The organism is Microbispora catharanthi, assembly GCF_006334915.2.
Taxonomy (GTDB): domain Bacteria; phylum Actinomycetota; class Actinomycetes; order Streptosporangiales; family Streptosporangiaceae; genus Microbispora; species Microbispora catharanthi.
On the sequence record NZ_VDMA02000003.1, the window covers coordinates 327,626 to 349,905 of the forward strand.

The 22,280-nt window shown below is 72.8% G+C and carries 18 protein-coding genes and 1 pseudogene; 8 read left to right on the forward strand and 11 right to left on the reverse strand.

Features of this window, described 5'->3' with window-relative positions:
- Nucleotides 1-102: 102 nt before the first annotated feature.
- Complete coding sequence (locus tag FH610_RS07205; RefSeq protein ID WP_161627934.1) at nt 103-1,326, forward strand: pentapeptide repeat-containing protein; 1,224 nt, start codon at nt 103-105, stop codon at nt 1,324-1,326.
- Between the two features lie 11 nt (nt 1,327-1,337).
- Here the strand turns inward: FH610_RS07205 and FH610_RS07210 are convergent, their stop codons facing one another.
- The gene (locus FH610_RS07210; RefSeq protein WP_139573492.1) at nt 1,338-2,366 is read right to left on the reverse strand and encodes an ROK family transcriptional regulator; all 1,029 of its coding nucleotides are present in this window, start codon (nt 2,364-2,366) and stop codon (nt 1,338-1,340) included.
- Nucleotides 2,367-2,412: 46 nt separating this feature from the next.
- On the opposite strand from FH610_RS07210, the gene FH610_RS07215 reads away from it, so the two are divergent.
- On the forward strand, nt 2,413-3,582 hold the full coding sequence (locus FH610_RS07215) for an MFS transporter (RefSeq protein ID WP_139573493.1): 1,170 nt from the start codon (nt 2,413-2,415) through the stop codon (nt 3,580-3,582).
- A 20-nt stretch (nt 3,583-3,602) separates the two neighbouring features.
- Here the strand turns inward: FH610_RS07215 and FH610_RS07220 are convergent, their stop codons facing one another.
- Nucleotides 3,603-4,997: an NAD(P)H-quinone dehydrogenase gene (locus FH610_RS07220; RefSeq protein ID WP_139573494.1), complete on the reverse strand. Its 1,395-nt coding sequence runs from the start codon at nt 4,995-4,997 to the stop codon at nt 3,603-3,605.
- 138 nt (nt 4,998-5,135) lie between these two features.
- Here FH610_RS07220 and FH610_RS07225 point away from each other — a divergent pair, with 138 nt between their 5' ends.
- From FH610_RS07225 to FH610_RS07235, 3 genes are read left to right on the forward strand one after another with little or no spacing between them, the layout of a single operon-like run.
- Nucleotides 5,136-5,588, forward strand: a complete 453-nt coding sequence (locus tag FH610_RS07225; protein WP_139573495.1) for a gamma-glutamylcyclotransferase family protein — start codon at nt 5,136-5,138, stop codon at nt 5,586-5,588.
- A gap of 53 nt (nt 5,589-5,641) precedes the next feature.
- Nucleotides 5,642-6,439, forward strand: coding sequence for a purine-nucleoside phosphorylase (locus tag FH610_RS07230; RefSeq protein ID WP_420813657.1), 798 nt, complete (start codon nt 5,642-5,644; stop codon nt 6,437-6,439).
- Between the two features lie 9 nt (nt 6,440-6,448).
- Nucleotides 6,449-8,083: a phospho-sugar mutase gene (locus tag FH610_RS07235; RefSeq protein ID WP_139573497.1), complete on the forward strand. Its 1,635-nt coding sequence runs from the start codon at nt 6,449-6,451 to the stop codon at nt 8,081-8,083.
- 6 nt (nt 8,084-8,089) lie between these two features.
- On the opposite strand, the gene FH610_RS07240 is transcribed toward FH610_RS07235, so the two are convergent.
- Genes FH610_RS07240 through FH610_RS07250 form a run of 3 tightly spaced genes read right to left on the reverse strand, consistent with a single transcriptional unit; the run spans nt 8,090 to nt 12,723 of the window.
- Nucleotides 8,090-9,541 carry an alpha/beta hydrolase gene (locus FH610_RS07240; RefSeq protein ID WP_139573498.1) on the reverse strand — a complete coding sequence of 484 codons (1,452 nt, stop codon included), beginning with the start codon at nt 9,539-9,541 and terminating at the stop codon, nt 8,090-8,092.
- Between the two features lie 42 nt (nt 9,542-9,583).
- A complete protein-coding gene (locus FH610_RS07245; protein ID WP_139573499.1) occupies nt 9,584-11,992 on the reverse strand; it encodes an FtsX-like permease family protein in 2,409 nt (802 codons plus the stop codon).
- Complete coding sequence (locus FH610_RS07250) at nt 11,989-12,723, reverse strand: ABC transporter ATP-binding protein (protein ID WP_139573500.1); 735 nt, start codon at nt 12,721-12,723, stop codon at nt 11,989-11,991. Before FH610_RS07250 ends, FH610_RS07245 begins: the two co-directional genes overlap by 4 nt.
- A gap of 98 nt (nt 12,724-12,821) precedes the next feature.
- Here FH610_RS07250 and FH610_RS07255 point away from each other — a divergent pair, with 98 nt between their 5' ends.
- Complete coding sequence (locus FH610_RS07255; protein ID WP_205825609.1) at nt 12,822-13,430, forward strand: response regulator transcription factor; 609 nt, start codon at nt 12,822-12,824, stop codon at nt 13,428-13,430.
- A 30-nt stretch (nt 13,431-13,460) separates the two neighbouring features.
- On the opposite strand, the gene FH610_RS07260 is transcribed toward FH610_RS07255, so the two are convergent.
- The 4 genes from FH610_RS07260 to FH610_RS07275 form a co-directional block, all read right to left on the reverse strand.
- Nucleotides 13,461-15,602, reverse strand: a complete 2,142-nt coding sequence (locus FH610_RS07260) for a sensor histidine kinase (RefSeq protein WP_205825610.1) — start codon at nt 15,600-15,602, stop codon at nt 13,461-13,463.
- A 69-nt stretch (nt 15,603-15,671) separates the two neighbouring features.
- On the reverse strand, nt 15,672-16,253 hold the full coding sequence (locus FH610_RS07265) for a PH domain-containing protein (protein WP_139573502.1): 582 nt from the start codon (nt 16,251-16,253) through the stop codon (nt 15,672-15,674).
- The gene (locus FH610_RS07270) at nt 16,250-17,338 is read right to left on the reverse strand and encodes an adenosine deaminase (RefSeq protein ID WP_139573503.1); all 1,089 of its coding nucleotides are present in this window, start codon (nt 17,336-17,338) and stop codon (nt 16,250-16,252) included. Before FH610_RS07270 ends, FH610_RS07265 begins: the two co-directional genes overlap by 4 nt.
- 51 nt (nt 17,339-17,389) lie before the next feature.
- Nucleotides 17,390-17,743 (reverse strand): cupin domain-containing protein, encoded by a 354-nt coding sequence (locus FH610_RS07275; RefSeq protein WP_139573504.1) that lies wholly within the window; start codon nt 17,741-17,743, stop codon nt 17,390-17,392.
- Between the two features lie 133 nt (nt 17,744-17,876).
- Between FH610_RS07275 and FH610_RS07280 the strand changes: the two genes are divergently transcribed.
- Entirely contained in the window at nt 17,877-18,755 is an 879-nt protein-coding gene (locus tag FH610_RS07280; RefSeq protein ID WP_139573505.1) for a GNAT family N-acetyltransferase, read from the forward strand.
- Between the two features lie 134 nt (nt 18,756-18,889).
- Here the strand turns inward: FH610_RS07280 and FH610_RS07285 are convergent, their stop codons facing one another.
- Both FH610_RS07285 and FH610_RS07290 read right to left on the reverse strand, forming a co-directional pair.
- Nucleotides 18,890-20,308 carry an MFS transporter gene (locus FH610_RS07285; RefSeq protein ID WP_240808817.1) on the reverse strand — a complete coding sequence of 473 codons (1,419 nt, stop codon included), beginning with the start codon at nt 20,306-20,308 and terminating at the stop codon, nt 18,890-18,892.
- 57 nt (nt 20,309-20,365) lie between these two features.
- Nucleotides 20,366-21,667, reverse strand: a pseudogene (locus FH610_RS07290) (RNA-guided endonuclease InsQ/TnpB family protein).
- 146 nt (nt 21,668-21,813) lie between these two features.
- Here FH610_RS07290 and FH610_RS07295 point away from each other — a divergent pair.
- Nucleotides 21,814-22,272 carry a MarR family winged helix-turn-helix transcriptional regulator gene (locus tag FH610_RS07295; RefSeq protein WP_139573508.1) on the forward strand — a complete coding sequence of 153 codons (459 nt, stop codon included), beginning with the start codon at nt 21,814-21,816 and terminating at the stop codon, nt 22,270-22,272.
- Nucleotides 22,273-22,280: the final 8 nt, after the last annotated feature.

Below are 22,280 nucleotides of genomic sequence, written 5' to 3' on the forward strand. Positions count from 1 at the left end.
TTCGCCGCTCCGGAGATGCCGGCATCGGGAGCCGTCAGCGGATTGCAAGTGCGATTAAAGATCGCATGGGAGACTCGGGATGTTCCCCTCAGGAGGCCCCCCGTGCGTCGCTTCGCCCCCCTCTTCGTCGCCGCCCTGTTCCTGTCGCTCGCGTTCCTGTCGCTTCCTGCGACAGCCGCTCACGCGGCCGCCGCGCCCTGCAAGCCGGGCAGCGGCGTCGATCTGCACGGCAGGAACCTCACCAGCGCCGCACTGCCCCCCGTCCTGCGGTGCGCCGACCTCACCGGCGCGAAGCTGGACGGGGTGGACCTCACGGGCAAGGACCTCGCCGGGGCCGTCCTGCGCAAGGCCTCGCTGAAGGAGGCCGACCTCGGCCAGGCGCATCTCGACTACGCCGACCTGCGCGGCGCCGACCTCACCGATGCCGACCTCGGCCAGATGCAGGCCAAGCGGGCGAACCTGCGCGGGGCGGTCCTCACCGACGCGGACGCCGTGCAGGCCGAGTTCCCGCATTCCGACCTGACCGGCGCGGTCCTCACCCGGGCCGTGCTCACCCAGGCCGACCTCACCGACGCGAGCCTCGTGGACGCCGACCTGAAGGACGCCACTCTCGGGCAGATCAAGGGCCGCAAGGCCGACTTCACCCGGGCCAAACTCGGCGAGGCCAAGCTCGGCCAGGCCCATCTGGAGCACGCCGCGCTGAAGGACGCCGACCTGTCCGAGGCGGAGTTCACCCAGGCCGAACTCGACGGTGCGGACTTCCACGGGGCGAACGTCGACAAGGCCTCTTTCACCCAGGCCGACGACGTGGACCTCACCGGGGCACGGGGCACGCCGGTCAACCTCCCCGACGACGCCGTCACGCCCGGCGCCGCCGGAGACGAACCGGCCGCGGACCGCACGACCTCCTGGGAGCAGGACGTGCCCGCGAACGCCGTCCGCCCGAAGGGCCCGTCGCCCGCGCTCATCCTCGTCGTCGTGTCCGGACTCGGCCTGAGCCTGACGCTGATCCTGTGGGGCGTCGCGCACCGGCGCAAGGAGCGCTTCGTGGCCGAGATGGCGGTGGCCAGGCACGCCGCCGAGGAGGACGTGACCCGCTTCGGCGAGGAGATCGACGCCCTCGACTTCGAGATGAAGATCAACCAGGTCAGCGGCCCGACGCATGAGTGGCGCGCGGCACTCGACGCCTACGAGGCGGCCAAGCAGGCGCTGAACGTCGCCCAGACGCCCTACGACCTGCAGGCGGCGGCCACGGCGGTCGCGCGGGGACGGCAGGCGCTGCACGAGGTCAGGTCACGGCTGTCCGCCACGGGCGGCCACCGCTGACCTCGGCGAGTTCACCGGCGGCCCTGCCCGAAGACGGCGTCGCGAGCGATCGAGAGGGCGGTGGAGACCGCGCCCCTCAGGACGGGATTGTCCGGAATGCCGCTCACGCGTACGTGCACGGGGACGGGCGAGACCTCCGCCAGGCGCTCGGCGACCAGGGCCGCCAGCGGGTCGCCGCCCGCCAGGCTGGTGGCGCCGCCGAGGACGACGAGGCCGGGGTCGAGCACGGCCACGAGCGTGAAGGCGGCCGTCGCGACCCTCTCCGCCAGGGCCGGGAGGTCCAGTCCGCGTACGGCCTGCGCGCCCAGCAGGTCGCACACCTTGATGTCGAGCCGGCCGAGGAAGCCGATCTCGCCGGCGCCGCCGGAGGCGCCCCGGCGGAGCCTGCCGTCCAGCACGACGGCCGCGCCGACGCCGTCGCCCAGCCACAGCAGGACGAAGTCGTCCCGCCCGGCGGCCGCCCCGGTGGCGTGCTCGGCGACGGCGGCCAGGTTGACCTCGTTCTCCACGATGACCGGCGCGTCGACCAGGGTGCGCAGGGCCGGGAGGAGCCCGGGTCGCCAGGCGGGCTCCGCGTTCCCGGCCGCGAGGTCTCCGGTCTGCGGGTCGACCATGCCGGGCGCACCGATCACGACCGCATGCAGGGGACGTGAGCCGGCCGCCTCGGTGAGCGCCTCCGCGACCAGCGCGGGAAGGTTCTCCCCGATCGGCCGCGCCGCCTCGCCCATGGTGACGCCGGCGATGTCGGCGACCGTGACGTTGACCACGTCGCGCCGCACGTCCACCCCGCCCACGAATGCCCGGTCGGCGACGATCCCGTAGAGCCGCGCATTGGGGCCGCGCCGGTCGCCGCCGCTCTCCCCCGTGACCCGGATCAGGCCGTTGACCTGGAGGCGTTCGATCAGGTCCGACACGGTCGGGCGGGACAGGCCGGTGAGCGCGCGCAGTTGCGGCGCGGTCAGCGGGCCACGCTCCAGGAGCAGGTCGAGCGCGAGCCGGTCGTTGATGGCCCGGGCGAGCTGGGGTGTCGCGGTCTTCATGAAAAACCCTCTTTTTATCAGGAACCCTGCCTGTTAATTTATCTCCATGCGAGACAGACATCAACGGGCCACAGCCCTCGTCTTCGCCGTACACGGAGCGGTGGCGGGCACCCTCGCCACCCGGATGCCGTGGCTCCAGGACCACTTCGGCCTGGGCACGGCCGCTCTCGGGCTCGTCCTGCTCTGCCCGCCGATCGGCTCGTTCCTCGCGATGCCGATGACGGCGCGGCTGGCCTACCGCTTCGGGGCCAAGGCGACGACCCGGATCCTGCTGGCGCTGTGGTGCGCGGCGCTGGCCCTGCCCGTGCTGGCGCCGGGGCCCCTGTGGCTGGTGCCCGCGTTCCTCCTGTCCGGCGCCGCCGCCGGCATGTGCGACCTGGCCATGAACGCCCAGGGCGTGCTCGTCGAACGGCGACTGGGCCGCTCGGTCATGTCCGGCCTGCACGGCATGTGGAGCGTCGGCAACCTGTGCGGCGCGGGCATCGGGGCCGCTGCGGCGCAGGCGGGCCTGGACGCGCGTGCACATCTCACTCTCATGGCGGCGGCGCTGATCGCCGTGGGCGCCGTGGGAAGCCGTGTGCTCCTGGACGACACGCCCGCGCCGGACGAGAAGCCGCCGTCCCGCTTCACTGTGCCGCCGAGGTCCGTCCTGCTGATCGGCCTGATCGGCTTCTTCGCCACCTTCGCGGAGCGGGCCAGCGGCCAGTGGGCGGCGATCTACCTCACGAACGTGACCGGGGCGGGCGCGGGCCTCGCCGCGACGGGCTTCACCGTGTTCACCGCGTGCATGGTCACGGTGCGGCTCGCCGGAGACTTCGCGGTGCGCAGGCTGGGGCCGGTCGCGACGGTGCGCGCGGGGGCCGTCACGGCCGTGCTCGGCGGCGTGGCGGTGGTCGCGTTCCGCACTCCCGCACCGGTGATCGCCGGATTTGCGTTGTTCGGCGCCGGCGTCGCCGTCGTCGTGCCCCTGGTGTTCGCGGCGGCGGGTCAGGTCGCCCGTACGCCGGCCGAGGGCGTCGCGGGGGTCGCGACGATCACGTGGATGTCGGGGCTCGTGGCGCCTTCCGTCATCGGCTGGCTGGCCGGCGCGTTCGCCTTCCCGTTCGCGTTCGCCCTGGTGACCTGCATGGTCGGAGCGATGATCTGGCCGGCGCGGGCGCTGAGCCCACGCGCGGCCGCAGCCCGCGTCCCCGTGGGCGCGGGGTGCGCGGACTGACCCCGCGTGGAGGGGGCGGGTCAGATGCCCCCGGCGGTCAGCGGGGACATGAGGCGGCGGGCGGCCTCGGTGATCGAGCCCGACAGCGACGGGTAGACGGCGAAGGTGTGCGCGAGCTGGTCCACGGTCAGGCGGTGCTGCACGGCCACCGACAGGGCCAGGATCAGCTCCGACGCGCGCGGGGCGACCACGACGCCGCCGAGCACGATGCCGGTGTTCGGACGGCAGAACAGCTTCACGAAACCGTCGTTGAAGCCCTGCATCTTGGCCCGGGCGTTGGTGGCCAGCGGCAGCTTGACGACGTTCGCCTCGATCTCGCCCGCCTCGATCTGCCGCTGCGACACGCCCACGGCGGCGATCTCCGGGTCGGTGAAGATGTTGGCGGCGACCGTGGCCAGCCTGATCGGCTGCACGGCCTCGCCGAGCGCGTGCCAGACCGCGATCCTGCCCTGCATGGCGGCGACCGAGGCGAGCATCAGGACGCCGGTGCAGTCCCCCGCGGCGTACACGCCGGGCGCGGAGGTCCGCGACACCTTGTCGACCTCGATGAAGCCGTTGCGGTCGAGCCGCACGCCGTTGTCCTCCAGCCCGAGCCCGGACGTGTTGGGGACCATGCCGACGGTCATGAGGCAGTGGCTGCCCTCGGCGGTGCGGCCGTCCTCCAGGGTCACGACGACGCCGTGCTCGGTGCGCTTGACCGAGGCGGCGCGCGAGCGGCCCATGACGTTCATGCCGCGGCGCCGGTAGACCTCCTCCAGCACCTCGGCCGCGTCGGCGTCCTCGTTGGGCATCATCCGGTCGCGCGAGGAGACCAGTGTGACCTCCGACCCGAGCGACCGGTAGGCGCCGGCGAACTCGGCGCCGGTGACGCCGGAGCCGACCACGATCAGGTGCTCGGGCAGCTCCTCCAGGTCGTACAGTTGGCGCCAGCTGAGGATGCGCTCGCCGTCGGGCTCCGCCCCGGGCAGCACGCGGGGGTGGGCGCCGGTCGCCACGATGACCACGTCGGCCCGGATCGTGCGGTCGCCCGCGCGCACCACCTGGGGATCGACCAGACGGCCCCGGGCGCGGATGACCTCGACGCCCTCGGCGGCCAGACGGGCGGCGATGTCGTTCGACTGCGCCAGCGCGAGCTCCTTGACGCGCTTGTTCACGTCGATCATGTCCACGGCGACGCCGCCGGCGTCGTGGTCAGGGCCGCCGTCGAAGCGGACCCCCAGCGACGACGCGTCGAGAAGCGCCTGCTTGCGGACGGAGGAGGCGATCAGGGTCTTGGACGGCACGCAGTCGGTGAGCACGCACGCCCCGCCGGGCCCTTCCTCCTCCACGACGGTGACTTGGGCGCCCAGCTGCGCGGCGACCAGAGCCGCCTCGTATCCGCCGGGGCCACCACCGATGATCACGATCCTTGTCACATGGTCCATTGTCCCGCATCCTGGCTTCGTATTCCCGGCGAGGTGCGCGTAACGGGCTGACTACGCGGATTTTTCTCGCCACACCCCCGTGCGCGCTACCCGTCCAACTTTCGGGATCTTGGTTTAGGCTTGTGTGCCGTGCCTGTTTACGCGGCCTACGGCAGCAACATGGACCCCAAGCAGATGGCGGAGTGGGCTCCCCACTCGCCCATGCGAGGAACGGGCTGGCTCCCGGGCTGGCGGCTCACCTTCGGCGGCGAGGACGTCAGCTGGGAGGGCGCTCTCGCCACGATAGTCGAGGACGCCGACGAGCAGGTATTCGTCGTCCTCTACGACGTGCCGGAGTGGGACGAGGCGTCCCTCGACCGCTGGATCGGCACCGACCTCGGCCTCTACCGGAAGCTCCGGCTCCGCGTCGCGACGCTGGAGGGCGACGTGCTCGCCTGGTCGTACGTGCTGAACTCCTACGAGGGCGGGCTGCCGTCGGCGCGTTACATCGGCATCCTGGCCGAAGCCGCCGAGAAGGCGGGCGCGCCCGACGACTACGTCACCTCGCTGCGCACCCGTCCCTGTAAGAAGCTCGGCGACTGACACGGGCCCGGCTCTTATCGGCCGGGTTCATGCTCTTCTGTACCCTCAGCAAAGTGACCCCATATGACCTGGCGGCCGAGGCCGCGACCACGCTGAGGAACCTCACCGGCATCCCTTCCTTCGACGTCGCCCTCGTCATGGGCTCGGGCTGGGTCCCGGCCGCGGACGCGATCGGCGAGACGGTCGCCGAGCTCGCGGTGACGAAACTGCCCGGGTTCTCCCCTCCGGCGGTCGCCGGTCACGCGGGCACGGTGCGCGCGGTGCGCACGGCCGCCGGGCTCAACGCCCTGATCTTCCTTGGACGTACGCACTTGTACGAGGGCCGCGGGGTGGAGCCGGTGGTCCACGGGGTGCGCACGGCCGTCGCGGCCGGGGTGCGCACGGTGGTGCTGACCAACGCGGCGGGCGGGCTGCGGCCGGAGACCCAGAAGGTCGGCGACCCCGTCCTGATCAGCGACCACATCAACCTCACCGGCGAGAACCCGATCACGGGCGCGACGTTCATCGACCTCACCGAGGTGTACTCCAGGCGCCTGCGCGACCTCGCCCGCGCGGTGGACCCCACGCTGGCCGAGGGCGTCTACGTCGCCTTCCGCGGCCCGACGTACGAGACGCCCGCGGAGATCCGCATGCTGCGCACGCTCGGCGGCGACCTGGTGGGCATGTCGACCGTGCTGGAGGCGGTCGCCGCCCGGGAGGCCGGGGCGGAGGTGCTCGGGATCTCCCTGGTCACCAACCCCGGCGCGGGCCTGGCGGGCGAGCCGCTCAACCACGAGGAGGTCCTGGAGGTCGGCCGGGCCACGGCCGCCCGCATGGGCGTCCTGCTCGCCCAGGTCGTCGACAAGCTGTAGGGGGCATCCATGACCGATCTCGTACGGCTCGCCGAAGAGTGGCGTGACCAGGACCCCGACCCCGAGACGCGGGCGGAGCTCGACGCGCTCCTGGAACGCGGCGATACGGCCGCCCTGGAGGACCGCTTCGGCGCGAAGCTGGAGTTCGGCACGGCGGGCCTGCGCGGCGCGCTGGGAGCCGGGCCGAACCGGATGAACCGGGTCACGGTGATGCGGGCGGCCGCCGGGCTGGCCCGTGTCCTCGGGCCGGGACGCCATGTGGTGATCGGCTACGACGGGCGGCACAAGTCCGACGTGTTCGCCGCCGACACGGCCCGCGTGCTGACCGGGGCGGGCCTGCGCGCCTCGGTCATGGCCGGCAAGTGGCCCACCCCTGTCCTGGCGTTCGCCGTGCGCCACCTGGGCGCGGACGCGGGCGTCATGGTCACCGCCTCGCACAACCCTCCCCAGGACAACGGCTACAAGGTCTACTGGGGCGACGGCGCGCAGATCGTGCCGCCGATCGACCAGGAGATCTCCGCCGCCATCGACGCCGTCGGCCGGGTGGACGCCCTCCCGCTGGGCGAGGACTGGCAGACGCTCGACCACGACGACATCGTCGTGCCGTACCTGCGGGCCCTGGCCGCGCTCCCGATCGGCGACGCCCGCGAGATCGCGGTCGCGTACACGCCGCTGCACGGCGTCGGCGGCGCGACCGTGTCCGAGGCGTTCCGCGTGGCGGGCTTCGAGGTGCCGGTCACGGTGAGCCGGCAGGCGATGCCCGACCCGGACTTCCCCACCGTGGCGTTCCCCAACCCCGAGGAACCGGGCGCCATGGACCTCGCGCTCGAACTCGCCGCCGCGACCCGCGCCGACCTGGTGATCGCCAACGACCCGGACGCGGACCGCTGCGCGGTGGGCACCCCGCTGCCGGGCGGCGGCTACCGCATGCTGACCGGCGACGAGGTGGGCGGCCTGCTGGCCGAGCACGTGCTGCGGCACACCTCGGGCGGCGACCGGCTGGTCGCCACCTCGATCGTGTCGTCGTCGCTGCTCGCCAAGATCGCCGCCGGTCACGGCGTGCGGCACGCCGAGACGCTGACCGGCTTCAAGTGGATCATGAAGACGGGCCCGGGGCTGGTCTTCGGCTACGAGGAGGCACTGGGCTACAGCGTGGGATCGGACGCAGGACCGCCGGTCCACGACAAGGACGGCGTGGGGGCGGCCCTCACCGTGGCCGGGATGGCCGCCGCGGCCAAGCGGGACGGCAGGTCGCTGCTCGACCTGCTGGACGACCAGGCCCGCCGCTACGGCCTGCACGCGACCGCCCAGCTCTCCGTCCGGGTCGATGACCTGTCGCTGATCGCGAAGGCCATCGAGCGCCTGCGTACGCACCCGCCGATGGAGCTGGCGGGCCGGACGGTGGAGTCGGCCGAGGACCTGTCCCAGGGGGTGGCGGGGCTGCCGCCCACCGAGGGCCTGCGTTACCGCCTGTCCGGCGGAGCCCGGGTCGTCGTCCGGCCCAGCGGCACCGAGCCCAAGCTCAAGTGCTACCTGGAGGTCGTCGTACCGGTCGAGGGCGACGACGTCGCGCCCGCCCGGGCCCGGGCCGCGCAGGACCTGGAGGACCTGAAGAAGGACCTCGCCGTCGCCCTCGGCCTTTGAGCGTGCCTACCGGCAGATCGTGTCCCGGGCCGGCCGATCGCCGGTGACCAGGAACGCGGTGACGGTGTCGTCACCGCATGCGTTGCCGTTGACCAGGTAGGACCCGTGCCCGCCCGAGTCGACGGCGACCATGCGCGCCCGGCTCCCGAAGGCCTCGCGCATCCGCAGGGCGCCGCTGTACGGCGTCGCCGGGTCGCGCAGGTTCTGCACGAGCAGCACGTTGGACGGTCCCTGCGGCGTGACCCGCACCGGCGCCTCCGCCGGCCGGTAGGGCCAGTAGGCGCAGGGACCGATGTTCACCGGCATTCCGCCGGTGAGCGGGTGAGCCGCCCGGTCGCGGGCCACCAGCCGCCGGTGCAGGTCGACCGAGCTCGGCCACTCGACGTCGTTGCAGATCGTCGCGGCCACCGAGGCCGCGGCGTTCTGCAGCGCCGCGTCCGGCGCGGTGGAGGGCTCGGGGAGGGGACCCGAGCCGAGGCCCGCCCGCATGAGCCCGGCCAAGCCGGGGAACCCGGTGTCGGAATACAGCGCGTTCAGCATGGTCTCCCGCAGGACCGCGCCGTCGAGCCGCGGCGGATTGGCGCCGGACCACGGGATCGGGGTGCGGTCCAGGCGCTCGGCGAGGTCCAGGAAGGTGCGGCGGACCGCCGCGGCGTCCGTCCCCAGGCCGTACTCGTCGTCATGGGCGGCGGCCCAGGCGGCGAAGTCGGGGAAGCGGTCCTCGACTCCCACCGAGTAGTTGGCCAGCCAGCCGCGGGCGACCTTGTGCGGGTCGGGATCGTCGTTGCTGTCGAGGATCACCCGGTCGGTCCGGCCGGGGAACATCGTGGCGTAGACGGCCCCGGCGTACGTGCCGTAGGAGACGCCCCAGTAGGACAGGCGGTCCTCCCCGAGGGCCCGGCGGATGGCGTCGATGTCCCTGGCCTCGTTGCGCGTGCTGATGCTGCGCAGCACGGGGCCGCCGTTGCGGGCGCAGGCCTCGGCGAACCTGCGGGCGTACGCGACGTTCTCGCCGATGTCACCGCCCGCCGAGGGGTAGGGCTTGAGCCGGCTGGGCGCCAGGTCGTCGTGCGCGAGCCCGCAGGAGACGGGCGAGCTCTGGCCGACCCCCCGCGGGTCGAAGCCGACCAGGTCGTAACGGTCGAGCACGGCGCTCGGCAGGCGCTTCGCCATCGTGCTCGGCCTGCTCAGGCCCGGGCTGCCCGGTCCCCCGGGGATGAGCAGCAGCACGCCCCTGCGCAGTCCCGGCCGCGCCGTACGGATCCGGGAGACGGCCAGGGAGACCGTGCCGCCCGGCTTGCCGTATGTGAGAGGGACCTGGAGCGTCGTGCACTCCTGGCGGGGGTCCAGCCCGGCGGCGGTGCCGCAGGAGGTCCAGGTCGTGGCGGCGTGAGCCGCGACCGGGGTAGCGGTGAGGGAGATCAGGGCGGCTGCGCCGATCGAGGCGATGCGGTTCATGATTCTCGGCTTTCGATTCGTGCGGGGGTGGCGGCGGCCCGGTTACTGGCGGGCGCCGATGGTCTCGGCCGGGCGGGCGCGCAGGGCGAGACGCGCGGGGAGGCTGGTGGCGACCAGGGCGAGCGCGACCACGGCGGCGATCACCAGCGCGTAGCCGGCCGGGGGGACGTACGGCAGGGCCGACCCGGTCATCCCCCTGCTGAAGGCCGACAGCGTGATCAGCGCGATGCCGGTCCCGGCGAGCACGGAGACGATCAGCGCGGTCAGGGTCTCCAGGCGGAGCATGCGCAGCACCTGCCGCCGGGTCGCGCCGACCAGGCGGAGCAGGGCCAGCTCCCGCGATCGGTCCGTGGTGGACATGGCCAGCGTGTTGACCACGGCGATCGCGCTGAATGCGATGATCAGGCCCATGGCCACGTAGTTGACCTCGGCGTTCGGCGTCTGCGTCCCGGTCCCCTCCGTCGGCGACACCAGCGGTGCCACGGCGGCCAGGGCCGCACGCGAGACGGAGGGGGCCTCGACGAGCAGGGTGCCCGAGGGATCGTCGACATGACCGGCCACCAGCGCGTACGGCAGGGTCAGGTCGCCGAAGCCGAGGCCGCGAGAGTAGATCGCCGCGACCGTCAGCTCCGCCGGGGTCCCGTCGCCCAAGGTGAGCGTGAGCGCCTTGCCGACCGACAGCCCGAGCCTGGATGCCGCCGACTCGCTCAGCGCGGCCGACCCGGCGCCGAACCCGTCGAGCGAGCCGGACACGACGCCGAGGTCCACGGCCTGCCCGATCGGCCGCTCGCCGCCGTCGACGCCCTGCGCGCCGTACTTGTCCAGCCCGACGCGCACGGAGGTGCGCACCACCGAGGTGACCGCCTTCACGCCCGGCACGCGGCGCACCGCGTCCGCCGTCGCGCCGCTCACCACGTAGTCGGCGTGGGTGCCGGCGGCGGCCTGCGCGGCCGACGCGTGCCCCATCGTGGTCTGGGTGAACAGGATGGTGCAGGTCATGGCCACCAGAAGGGTCAGTGGCGCCATCACGGAGGCCATCCGTCCCGGGCCCGTCCGCAGGTTGCGCGCCGCCAGGTATCCGGCGCGGGAGGCACGCAGCGCGATGCCGAGCAGGGCGGTCGCGGCGCGGGCGAGCACCGGCCCGAGCAGGGTGACGGCAACCGTCCAGACGAGCGCGGTCAGCATCGTCACGGGGCTCGACGCCGCCTCGGTCTCGAGTCCCGACAGCACCAGCGTCAGCACGATCCCGCCGGCGACGCAGAGGACGCCCGCGATCGACCGGCCGAGGGGCAGGCGGCCCTCGCCCATGGCGGCCTCGCCCAACGCCTCGACGGGACGGATCCGCGCGGTCCGGCGGACCGAGAGGCGGGTCGCGGCCCAGGCCGCCGCCACGGCGGCCAGCAGGGCGGCCGCCGCCGGGAACGGGCTGACCACCAGGCGCAGGTTCTCCGGCATGGCGCCCAGCTCGACGAACCGGCCGCGCAGCCAGAACCCGAGGGCGATGCCGGCCGCCGAACCGATGACGCCGGCCGCGAGGCCGACCAGCAGCGACTCGCCGCCCAGCAGTCTGCGCACCTGCCCCGGCGTGGCGGCGACCGCACGGAGGAGGGCGATCTCGCGCCGTCGCTGCTGGACCGCGAGGGCGGCGGTGCCGGTCACGACGAGGATCGCCACCAGCAGGGACGTGCCGCCCAGCGCGCCGCCCAGGCTGATCAGCCGCACCCGCGCCTGCTCCGCGTCGAGGAACTCCACCGTGCCGCGTTCGTCCCCGGTGTAGGCCACCAGGCGCTCTCCTGTGGAGAGCACCGACGACACATCCACCGACATCCCCGCCCTGGGGAACACGCCGATCGCGGTCACCAGGCCCGGGCGTCCGGCCAGCCGGCGGGCCTCGGACGTCGAGAAGAACACGGTGTCCTGGCTCGGCAGGGCCTGCGCGGTGACCCCCACGACCCGGTACGCCTCGCCCCGCACGTGCAGGGCCGCGCCCACGGACAGGCCCGAGCGGGCGTCCACGACCACCTCGTGGTCCTCACGCGGCGGGCGTCCCTGCGCGATGGCGAACGGCGTGAGCCCCGCCGACTCCCACCCGTGCCCGAGTGCGTGTCCGTTCACGGGGAACGTCACCTCGGTCAGCACCTTCGAGACGCCCGGCAGGCCGCGCAGCCTCGCGGCCGCCGCCGCGGGGATCCAGACCCGCTCCGAGAGCGGCTTGGCCTTCGTCTTGACCTTCCCGGAGGACTTGGTCACGGTCTCGTGGACGTTCTGGTCGCCGGCGACGATCAGCGGCGCCGCCGCGTAGCGCTCCGGCGCGACCCCGCCCCGCAGGCCGGTCTCCAGCAGCATCAGGCACGCGCAGACCAGCGCGGCGGCGCACACCAGCGCCACGAACGCACCCGTGAACGCCGCCTTGCGGTGCCGCAGGGTCTTCAGTGCGAGTCCGGTGATCATGCCGCGTACGCCCCCAGCCTCGTCATGCGCTCGGCGACCTTCTCGGAGCTCGGCGCGATCATCGCGTCCACGAGCCGGCCGTCGGCGAGGAACAGGACGGTGTCGGCGTAGGAGGCGGCCACCGGGTCGTGGGTGACCATCACCACGGTCTGGCCGAGGCTTTCCACCACCTCCCGCAGCAGCCGGAGCACGTCACGGGCCGTCATCGTGTCGAGCGCGCCGGTCGGCTCGTCGCCGAAGACCACCTGCGGCCGGGTCACCAGCGCCCTGGCGATGGCCACCCGCTGCTGCTGCCCGCCGGACAGCTGGGCGGGGCGGTGCCCGATGCGGCCCGTGAGCCCCACCCGCCCGACGATCTCCTCAAGCCACGCCCGGTCGACCCGCGCCCCGGCCAGCCGCATCGGCAGGGTGATGTTCTCCAGCACCGTCAGGGACGAGACCAGGTTGAACGCCTGGAACACGAAGCCGATCCGCTGCCTGCGCAGCTCCGTCAACCGGGTCTCGTCCATGCCGGACAGCTCCGTGCCGCCCAGCCGCACCGAGCCGGAGGAGGGCGTGTCCAGCCCCGCCGCGCAGTGCAAGAACGTGCTCTTGCCCGAACCCGACGGTCCCATCACGGCGGTGAAGCTCCCGCCCGGGATGTTCACCGAGACCTCACGCAGGGCGGCCACCGCGCCCTGTCCCTTTCCATACACCTTGCTCACCGCGTCAAGGCGAAGCACCTCTGTCATGTGCTCAAGCCTGCCGACCAGCGGACATGCGGCCCAGAGACGGCTTCACCTCCTGCCCATGACGTCCTCATGATCCGGACACTGGTAGACATATGCGCGTGATTCGCGTACTCCTTGCCGAGGACCAGCACGTCATCAGGAGCGCCCTCGCCGCCCTGCTCGGGCTGGAGGAGGACCTGGAAATCGTCGCGACCGTGGAGTCCGGAGAGGCCGCCCTGGCCGCCGCGCTGGTCCACCGCCCCGACGTCGCCGTCCTCGACATCGACATGCCCGGGAGGCTGGACGGCCTGGCGGCCGCCGCCGAGCTCCGCACGCGCCTGCCCGCCTGCCGCGCTCTGATGCTGACCGCGTACGGCAAGCCGGGGCACCTGCGCCGCGCCCTCGGCGCCGGTGTCGCCGGATACGTGCTGAAGACGGCGCCGCCGGACGAACTCGTGGCCGCCATCCGCAAGATCGCGGCCGGCGAGCGGGTGCTCGACCCCTCGCTCGCGGTCACCGCCTGGGACCTGGCGGACAACCCGCTCACCCCGCGCGAGGCGGACGTGCTCCGCCTGGCCGCCTCCGGCGCCGACGCCACGGACATCGCCGCGCGGCTCCACCTGGCCGCGGGCACCGTGCGCAACTACCTCACCGTGATCGTCACCAAGCTCAACGCCCGCAACCGGACCGACGCCGTGCGCATCGCCACCGAGGCCGGCTGGATCTAAGGGCCGGCTGGATCCAGGGGCCGGGTGGATCTAGGCGGGCACCGGCGCGCGGTGCGGCACGCAGGCGTCCAGCGTGAACCGGTCGCCGTCGACGTGCGAGGTGAGCCGGCCGTCCAGGGCGGCGAGGCGGGTGGTCAGGTTGCCGATGCCGGACGACCCCCGCCGCGTCTTTCCCGCGCTCACCCCGTCGTTGCGCACCCGCAGCCGCAGCCCGCTCTCGTCGGCGCGCATCGTGATCGCACAGTGGCGGGCCTCGCTGTGCCTGAGCACGTTCGTCACGGCCTCCCTGAGCACGGTGCCCAGCACGGTCTCGACCTCCGCGGGCAGGTTCGGCTCGATCGGCTCCACGGTCACCCGGATCCCGGCGGCCGACAGCACCGTGCGCGCCGACTCCACCTCGGCCGCCAGGGACAGCTTCCGCTGCTCACCCGACACCGAGCGCAGGTCCGCCCGCGCCCCCTCCGCCATGGCGACGATCTCCTCGACACGCTCCTGCGGGCACTTCAGGCGGCGGGCCAGCTCACAGGTGAGAAGGATCGCGGCCAGGGAGTGCCCGAGCAGGTCGTGCAGGTCGCGGGCGGCACGCAGGCGCTCCTCGACGATCGCGGAGCGGGCCAGGCTCTCCCTCGCGGCCTGGAGCTCCTTCACGATCTGGGCCAGGCGGAGCAGAGCGTAGACCACCAGCCCGGTGACGAGCGCGCTGACCGTGCTGTTGGCGAGGACGGGGGCGGGCAGGCCGAACAGCATCCCGGCCCCGGCGACGCTCGCCACGATCGCCGCCGCCATCGGCCACGCCACCCGCCACGGGAACGCGAGCAGGACCGGCCCGGCGAGGAAGCCCGCCGCCCCGAGCCAGACGGGTCCGAAGACCGGGATGGGCGCGTACGTGAGCACCGCCATCACGGTGAGCGCCGCCATGTGACGCCCGTTGACGGAGCGGAGCTGCATGACGACGATCACGGCGAGGCACGCCGCGGCCGGGATCACGAGAGCGCCGGAGAGCTGGAGCAGCGCCTTGACGCTGAAGCCCACGAGGACGGCCGCGAGCACCGTGACCGACACCGCGTACGACGCGTCGTGGGCGAGCTTCGGCAGGGGCCGTCGCCGCCTTCGGTCCGCCGGGGAGTCGGGAGCGCGGGCGTCGCCGGCGCCCGTCTCGCCGGGCGCCGCCTCGATGGAAGGGTCGCGGGGAAGCGTCGCCTCCACCACGAAGCGTCCGGAGGAGGACAGACCGGTGGTGAGGGTGCCGCCCGCCTCCTCCAGCCGGAGGCCGTCGAAGCCGGGGCCTTCGGCGGTGCGGTGGCCGTCGTCGACGACCCGCAGCCGCACCCTGTCCCCCCGCTCGTCTCCCTGCTCGCTCGTCTCGATGACGCACAGCCGGGCGGTGCCCCGCCGTACGACGTCGGTGACGGCCTCGCGCAGCACGCTCGCCAGCAGCGCCCCGCCGGGACCGAGCGGCTCGGTGTGGCCGCCGCGCACCTCGACGGCGATTCCCGCGGCGTCGAGCATCGCCCGCGCCGTGACCAGCTCGGGAGCGAGGGAGGTGGCGCGGTAGTTCGCGGAGGCGGCGCGGGCGTCGGTCAGTGCCGCACGCGCGGTGGCGGTGACCGAGGCCAGCACATCGGCCGCGCCGTCCGGCTCCGCGAGCGCGCGGCGGCCGCCCTCGACGATCACCTCCAGGCTCCGCCCGAGGCCGTCGTTGAGCTCGGCCGCCAGGCGCAGCCGTTCGGCGGCCACGGCCGCGGCGGCCAGCGAGAGCCGGGCCGCGTGCATCTCGCCCGCGCGCTCCACGAGCCGGGTGAGGCCGAAGACGACCAGCGAGACCAGCACCACGGTGATCGTCGCGTCGGCCGTCGCCCCGCCGCGGGCGGCGTCGATCAGCGCCGCGCTCGCCACCACGAGCGGCGCGAGCACGCGCGCGGTATCACGATGGGCACGGGTCAGCAGCAGCGAACCGGCCAGGAACCCCAGGATCCCGGTGGAGACGCCGCCGGCGACGCTCGCCGTGTAGACGAGGACGGCCTGCGCGGCGAGCAGCCACCACTTCCTGAGCGTGAGCAGGTAGAGGACCTGCACGCCGAACACCGCCAGCGCGATCGGCGCACCCGCGACCACGTAGACGCTCGCGAGCGCGGCGAGCACAACGACGACGATCACTCGCGCCAGACGCACTCAGACCCCTTCGGCAAACGATTACCGCCCCGGCGTCGCACGGCCCCCGATCCCGGTCCCTCTACGTGATCAGGAGACGACGAAGGCGGCCACGACCAGGGCGACCGCGGCGGCGACGGCCGCCAGGGCGGACGGCGACCAGGTGACGCCGGTCTCACCGGAGGAGCTCTCGCGGCGGGACCGGCTCATCTCGGTGAGCTGGTCGGCCACCCAGTCGGCGTGGGTGCGGGCGCCGACGGCCTCGGCCACCGCCCGCTCGGCCTTGTTCGCCGACTTGGCCGCCTTGGCGGCCCGCCCTGCGGCCCTGACCCGCTCGCGGGCCGTCGCCGTGGGCGTCCAGCAGCGCACGGTGGTGTCCCCGGACTCGATCACGATGGCGTTGGTCACGGACACGTCGTCCACGCCGCTCCAGGGGACGTAGGCGTTCCTCAGCACGTTGCGCACGCGGACGCCGCCCTCCTCGACGACGACGGCGGGCCGCAGCGCCATCACGAAGACCAGCGCCGTGATGACGCCGAGCACCGCGCCCGCGATCAGCGCGCTGGGCAGGTGGCCGTGGGCCGTCAGGTCCCACACGTTCCAGGCGGCGAACAGCATCCAGACCCAGCCGAGGAGCCAGGCCGCCTTCGAGCGGAAGACCTGCGGCTTCATGCGCGCCACTTCATCTGCGCGTAGCCAGGCTTGATCACGCCGTTGATCAGCGCCAGCCGTTCGTCGAAGGGGATGAAGGCCGACTTCATCGCGTTGACCGTGAACCACTGCAGGTCGTCCCAGTCGTAGCCGAAGGCATCGACCAGCTTGGCGAACTCCTGCGACACGCTCGTCCCGCTCATCAGCCGGTTGTCGGTGTTGACCGTCACCCGGAAGTACAGGCGGCGCAGCAGGCCGATCGGATGCTCGGCGATCGACGGGGCGGCCCCGGTCTGCAGGTTCGAGGTCGGGCACATCTCCAGCGGGATCCGCTTGTCGCGGACGTACGCCGCCAGCCTGCCGAGCTTGGCCTCGCCGTCGTCCGACACCGTGATGTCGTCGATGATCCGCACGCCGTGGCCGAGCCGGTCGGCGCCGCACCACTGGATGGCCTGCCAGATCGACGGCAGCCCGAAGCCCTCCCCCGCGTGGATCGTGAAGTGGGCGTTCTCCCGCTGGAGGTACTCGAACGCGTCCAGGTGCCGGGTGGGCGGGTAGCCGGCCTCGGCTCCGGCGATGTCGAACCCGACCACACCGAGGTCGCGGTAGCGTACGGCGAGCTCGGCGATCTCCATCGAGCGGGCCTGGTGGCGCATGGCCGTCAGCAGGGTGCCCACCCGGATCCGCGGCCTGCCGTCGGGCCCGGCCGAGCCGAGCCGGAAGCCTTCGAGCACGGCCTCCACGACCTGGTCGAGCGACAGGCCCCGGGAGGTGTGCTGCTCCGGGGCATACCGGACCTCGGCGTACATCACGCCGTCGTCCGCCAGGTCCTCGGCGCACTCCGCGGCCACCCTGACCAGCGCCTCGCGGGTCTGCATCACCCCGACGGTGTGCGAGAACGTCTCCAGGTAGCGCTCCAGCGAACCGGAGTCCGCGGCCTCCCTGAACCAGATCGCCAGCTCACCCGGGTCGTACGTCGGCAGCGTGTGGCCGCATTCGCGGGCGAGGTCGACGATCGTGCCGGTCCGCAGCCCGCCGTCGAGATGGTCGTGCAGGAGCACCTTGGGCGCCCTGCGAATCTCCTCCAGCGTGGGCAGCCTGGTCATGCACCCTCCTCGCCGCTGTCGTTCTTCCGGCAATCCTAAGCCTGGCCGCGCTCACTCCTCGCGGTTGGCGGTGTCCGGGGAGAACGCGGGCAGACAGACGGCCACGTACTCCGCGCCGGACGGCCCGGAGCTGTAGCGGATCTTCTCGCCGGGCTCGCTGACGAACGCCTGGCCCGCCTCGACCACGGTCGTGCCGCCCGCGTGCTCCACGACGACCGACCCCTTGAGCACGAGCGTGTACTCGCCGAACTCCGGGGTCTGCGCGGGCTCCTCCCAGCCGGGCGGGGCCACCATGTGCGCGATGGAGACCTGCTCGTCACCGCTGTTGACGCGGCCGACGTACTCGTCAATGACCTTGCCGCCCGGCACCGGGATGCGGGTGGGGCCCTCGATCCTCCTGACCATGCCGCCCAGTGTGTCAGTTGATCCGGAATAACGTCGTATGCGCATATGTGCGCACTACGCTTCAGCGGCGCTCCGCCACCGGCCGGGGCGCCGGGGGCGCTACCGTCGGAGGGCCGTCGAGGGAAAGGTGCCCATGAAGCCCGCAGACCCGTCCGCCCTGCCTGTCCGCCGCCTCGGCCTCGCAGACCTGCCCCACTGCCTCGACCTGGCGCAGGACCGCTCCTGGCCGAGGGAGGAGCGCAAGTGGCGGCTCCTGCTGGAGAACGGCGAGGGCTTCGGCGTCGACGCCCCGGACGGCGGCGGACTGGCGGGGACGGTCGTCCTCACCCGCTACGGCAGGACGGCGGCCGCGGTCGGCATGATGCTTGTGGCCTCCCGCTACGGCGGGCGAGGGCTGGGACGCCGTCTCCTGGACCACGTCCTCGCGGAGGCCGGCGACGCGACCCTGTTCCTGTGCGCGACGGAGTTCGGCCGGCCCCTGTACGAGAAGCTCGGCTTCGAGACGGTCGGCGTGATCGAGGCCCGGGTCGGCCGCTTCGACGCCGGCGACGACCCGCACGGCGGGTCGGGTCCCGGGCGGAGCGCCTCACGGCTCGCCGAGCCCAGGCGGGACCTGGCCGCGCTGTGCGCCCTCGACATCGAGGTCTTCGGGGCCGACCGGTCGCGCCTGCTGGCCCGCCTGTTCGCCTTCGCCGAGCAGGTCAGGGTCGCCGAGCGGGACCGCGAGATCACCGGCTACGGGGCGGCATGGCGGAGCGGAGACCGCCTGTTCGTCGGGCCGGTCGTCGCGGAGGACGACGAGACCGCCCGCGCCCTCATCACCGATCTGGCCCGGGACGCGGACATCCGGATCAGGATCGACCTCGACCACCGCCGCCAGGAGTTGATCTCGTGGATCGCCGGGCGCGGCGTGCCGCAGTCCTCCACGACGTCGTTCATGGTCCACGGGGGGCGGGCGCTCCCCGGCGACCGGTCCCGTCTCGTCGCCTCGTTCATGTCGGCGCTCGGCTGAGCTGACAGAGGCGGACGGCGGCCTCGGGGTCCGGCGCGGCGCGCCGGCTCCGGCGGCCACGCGGACGGCGGAAAGGGGCGCCCCGGCGAACGGGACGCCCCTCCTCCGACGACGGCGGGGAACCGGCGGACGGGTCAGACCGCCTCCAGCACCGGCTCCTCCCGTGCCTCGACCGGCTGCCGCCGGAACCGGAGCCCGGTGAGGGCGACGGCCAGGCCGACGAGGGCGAACCCGGCCGAGACCACGATCGCGGCGCGGAAGCGGGCGATCGGGTCGCCGCCGTCCGCCCCCGAGGTCAGGACGGCGGTGACGATCGCCAGCACCACGGCTCCGCCGACCTGGCCGGAGGTGTTCAGCAGGCCCGAGGCGAGCCCCTGCTCCTCGTCGCCGACCCCGGCGGTCGCCTGGATGTTGAGCGAGGGGAACGACAGCGCGAACGCGATGCCCAGCAGGACCATGCCCGGCAGCACCATCGTGAGCAGGCTGGGGTGGAGGTCCACCCGCAGGAACACCGCGTACCCCGCGAGCAGCGCCACCGAGCCCACCACGATCAGGCGCGCGGTGCCGAAGCGGTCGGCGAACCCGCCCATCTTGGTCGAACTGATCGCGACCAGCAGCCCCGCCGGCAGGAACGCGAGGGCGGTCTGCAGGGCGCTCCAGCCCAGCAGGTTCTGGAAGTACTGCATCGCCACGAACTGGAAGCCGACGTACGAGCCGAACAGGATGACCAGGCCGATGTTGGCCCGGGCGAGCGGCGCGGAGCGCAGGATGCCGAGCCGGACCAGCGGGTGCCGCACCCGGCGCTCCAGCCAGACGAACAGGCCGAACAGGGCGGCGGCCCCCGCGAGCGACAGCACGGTGCGCGCCACGCTCACCTTGGGCGCCTCCACCACGGCGAAGACCAGGAGCAGCATGGCCGCGGTGATGGTCGCGGCGCCGAGGAGGTCGTGGCCGCCCTCGCCGCGCCCCTCGCCCCGCTCGAGCAGCCGCAGCCCGGCCACCAGAGCGATGATCGCGACGGGCACCGGCATGAGGAACGTCCAGCGCCATCCGATCTCGGTGAGCACGCCGGACAGGACCAGTCCGAGCGAGAACCCGCTGGCGCCGCAGGCGGTGAAGATGCTCAGGGCCCGGTTGCGGGCGGGGCCCTCGGCGAAGGTCGTGGTGATGATGGACAACGCGGCGGGCGCGGTGAACGCGGCGCTGACGCCCTTCACGAAACGGGCCGCGATCAGCAGCGTCCCGTCGCTCATCAGCCCGCCGAGCAGCGAGGCGACCGCGAAGACGGCCAGGGCGGTCAGGAACACCCGGCGGCGGCCGAGCAGGTCGGCGGTCCGGCCCCCGAGCAGCAGCAGACCGCCGTATCCCAGCACGTAGCCGCTCACCACCCACTGCAGCGATGAGGTGGACATGCCGAGATCGGCCTGGATGGACGGGAGCGCCACCCCGACCATCGACACGTCAAGGGCGTCGAGGAAGACGACGGCGCAAAGGACGGTGAGGGCACCCCACAGGCGGGCCCCCCAGCGCTCGTCCCGAGTGGAGGAAGTCATGGCACGGAAACTTACATGCACATGCATTCAATGCACAAGCAATTAATGCCTTTGCATCTAATGCGCGCGCATGGTATGGTCGCGCCGAGAAAGGCGGCCTCGCTTGACTTCCTCCCCTCTCTGGCGGAAGGGGATTCCAACCGTCGCCGGTCGGGCTTCCTGCTTCACTGCCGGTCGCCCCGTCGGAGAGGACTCTCCTTGAGGTCTTACACCAGCTCCACAGGCGTTTTACCTCTCCGCCAGCCCGGCGGCGAGGATGTTCTTGGCGGCGTTCACGTCCCGGTCATGGACGGCGCCGCAGGCGCATTCCCAGGTCCGGACGTTCAGCGGCATCGACTCCTGCAGAGTGCAGCAGGCGGAGCACAGCTTGGAGGAGGGGAACCACCGGTCCACGACCAGCAACTCTCGCCCGTACCACCGCGTTTTGTACTCCAGCATCGACCGCAGTTCCCGCCACGATGCGTCGGAGATGGCGCGGGCGAGGGAGTGGTTGCGGACCATGGTGCGGACGGTCAGGTCCTCGATCACGACCGTTTGGTTCTCACGGACGAGCCGAGTCGAAAGCTTGTGCAGGAAGTCCCGGCGGCGGTCGGTGATCCGGGCGTAGACGCGGGCGACCCTTCGCCGGGCCTTGGCCCGGTTCGCGCTGCCCTTGGCTTTGCGGGCGAGCGTCCGTTGGGCCTTGGCCAGGCGCCTGCGGTCTGCTCGTTCATACCGGGGGTTGGCGACCTTGCCGTCCTCATCGGTCAGCCCGTCGACCGGGCGGGACAACGTGAGGAGGCTTGTGAGCCCCGCGTCCACGCCGACCTGGGCGTCGACGGGAGCCAACGGCGTGATCGTCTCCTCCACGAGGAGGGATACGAACCACCGCCCGGCCGCGTCCTTGCTCACGGTCACGGTGGACGGTCGCGCCCCCTGCGGGAGCGGGCGCGACCACACGATGTCCAGCGGGGCGTCCATCTTCGCCAGCCACAGTCGGCCGTCCCGCCACCGGAACGCCGAGCGGGTGTACTCCGCGCTGGCGCGGGACTTCTTGCGCGACTTGAACGCCGGGTACTTGGCCCGGCGCGCGAAGAAGTTCGCGAACGCGGCCTGCAGATGCCGCAGCGCCTGCTGCAACGGCACGCTGGACACCTCGCCCAGGAACGCCAGCTCGGGCGTCTTCTTCCACTGGGTGAGCGCGGCCGAGGACTCCACGTAACAGACGCGACGGCCTTCCAGGGTGTAGGCGCGGGTCCGTTCTTCCAGAGCCTTGTTGTAGACCAGGCGCACACACCCGAATGTCCGGGCAAGCTCGCAGGCCTGCTCGGGGGTGGGGTGAAAGCGGTACTTGTACGCCCGCTTCACGGTCCGCGCCATGCCTCGCATCATCGCACGATCAACGATGGATCGTACGTGTGTTCGTACGTTGGTTCACCTGACGGCGAAACGCCTATCCCTGCCCTGCTCGGCAGAGAGTCCGATTCCTCCCTGCCTGAAGGCGGGGATTTCCTCGGAGGATTTCGATGAACGACATCGACACCGGCTTTGTGGTCATGGCCTGGCGCGAACTGCTCGCCCGGCACGCGGAGGTGTCGTGCGCGCTGGAGCGGGAGCTGAGCGACAAGCACGGGCTCGGCGTGAGCGAGTTCGAGGTGCTGGAGCGCCTCGTGGAGGGCCAGTTCCCCTGCGCGGAGCCGGGGACGGTCAAGTTCCGCGTGCAGGAGCTCGCCCACCAGGTCCACCTGAGCCAGAGCGCTCTGTCGCGCCTCATCGCCCGCCTGGAACGCGAGGGACTGGTCGCCCGCGCGCTGTGCGAGGCGGACCGGCGCGGGGTGTTCGTGCACGTCACCGAGGAGGGCCGGCGACGGCACGCGGAGGCGACCCCCACCCATCGGGCCGTCCTGTCCGCGCACCTGTTCCCCCACCTCGTGAACGCCGGTTACGCGCCGCCCGTCCCGGACGAGGCGCCTCGCCCCCTCTGATCGGGGGC

Coding starts and splice junctions, on each gene's coding strand:
- FH610_RS07215 (WP_139573493.1), top strand. CDS start 2,413: ATGCGAGACAGACATCAACGGGCCACAGCCCTCGTCTTCGCCGTACAC.
- FH610_RS07280 (WP_139573505.1), top strand. CDS start 17,877: ATGAAGCCCGCAGACCCGTCCGCCCTGCCTGTCCGCCGCCTCGGCCTC.
- FH610_RS07250 (WP_139573500.1), bottom strand. CDS start 12,723: ATGACAGAGGTGCTTCGCCTTGACGCGGTGAGCAAGGTGTATGGAAAG.
- FH610_RS07240 (WP_139573498.1), bottom strand. CDS start 9,541: ATGAACCGCATCGCCTCGATCGGCGCAGCCGCCCTGATCTCCCTCACC.
- FH610_RS07245 (WP_139573499.1), bottom strand. CDS start 11,992: ATGATCACCGGACTCGCACTGAAGACCCTGCGGCACCGCAAGGCGGCG.
- FH610_RS07275 (WP_139573504.1), bottom strand. CDS start 17,743: ATGGTCAGGAGGATCGAGGGCCCCACCCGCATCCCGGTGCCGGGCGGC.
- FH610_RS07270 (WP_139573503.1), bottom strand. CDS start 17,338: ATGACCAGGCTGCCCACGCTGGAGGAGATTCGCAGGGCGCCCAAGGTG.
- FH610_RS07295 (WP_139573508.1), top strand. CDS start 21,814: ATGAACGACATCGACACCGGCTTTGTGGTCATGGCCTGGCGCGAACTG.
- FH610_RS07235 (WP_139573497.1), top strand. CDS start 6,449: ATGACCGATCTCGTACGGCTCGCCGAAGAGTGGCGTGACCAGGACCCC.
- FH610_RS07285 (WP_240808817.1), bottom strand. CDS start 20,308: ATGACTTCCTCCACTCGGGACGAGCGCTGGGGGGCCCGCCTGTGGGGT.
- FH610_RS07210 (WP_139573492.1), bottom strand. CDS start 2,366: ATGAAGACCGCGACACCCCAGCTCGCCCGGGCCATCAACGACCGGCTC.
- FH610_RS07265 (WP_139573502.1), bottom strand. CDS start 16,253: ATGAAGCCGCAGGTCTTCCGCTCGAAGGCGGCCTGGCTCCTCGGCTGG.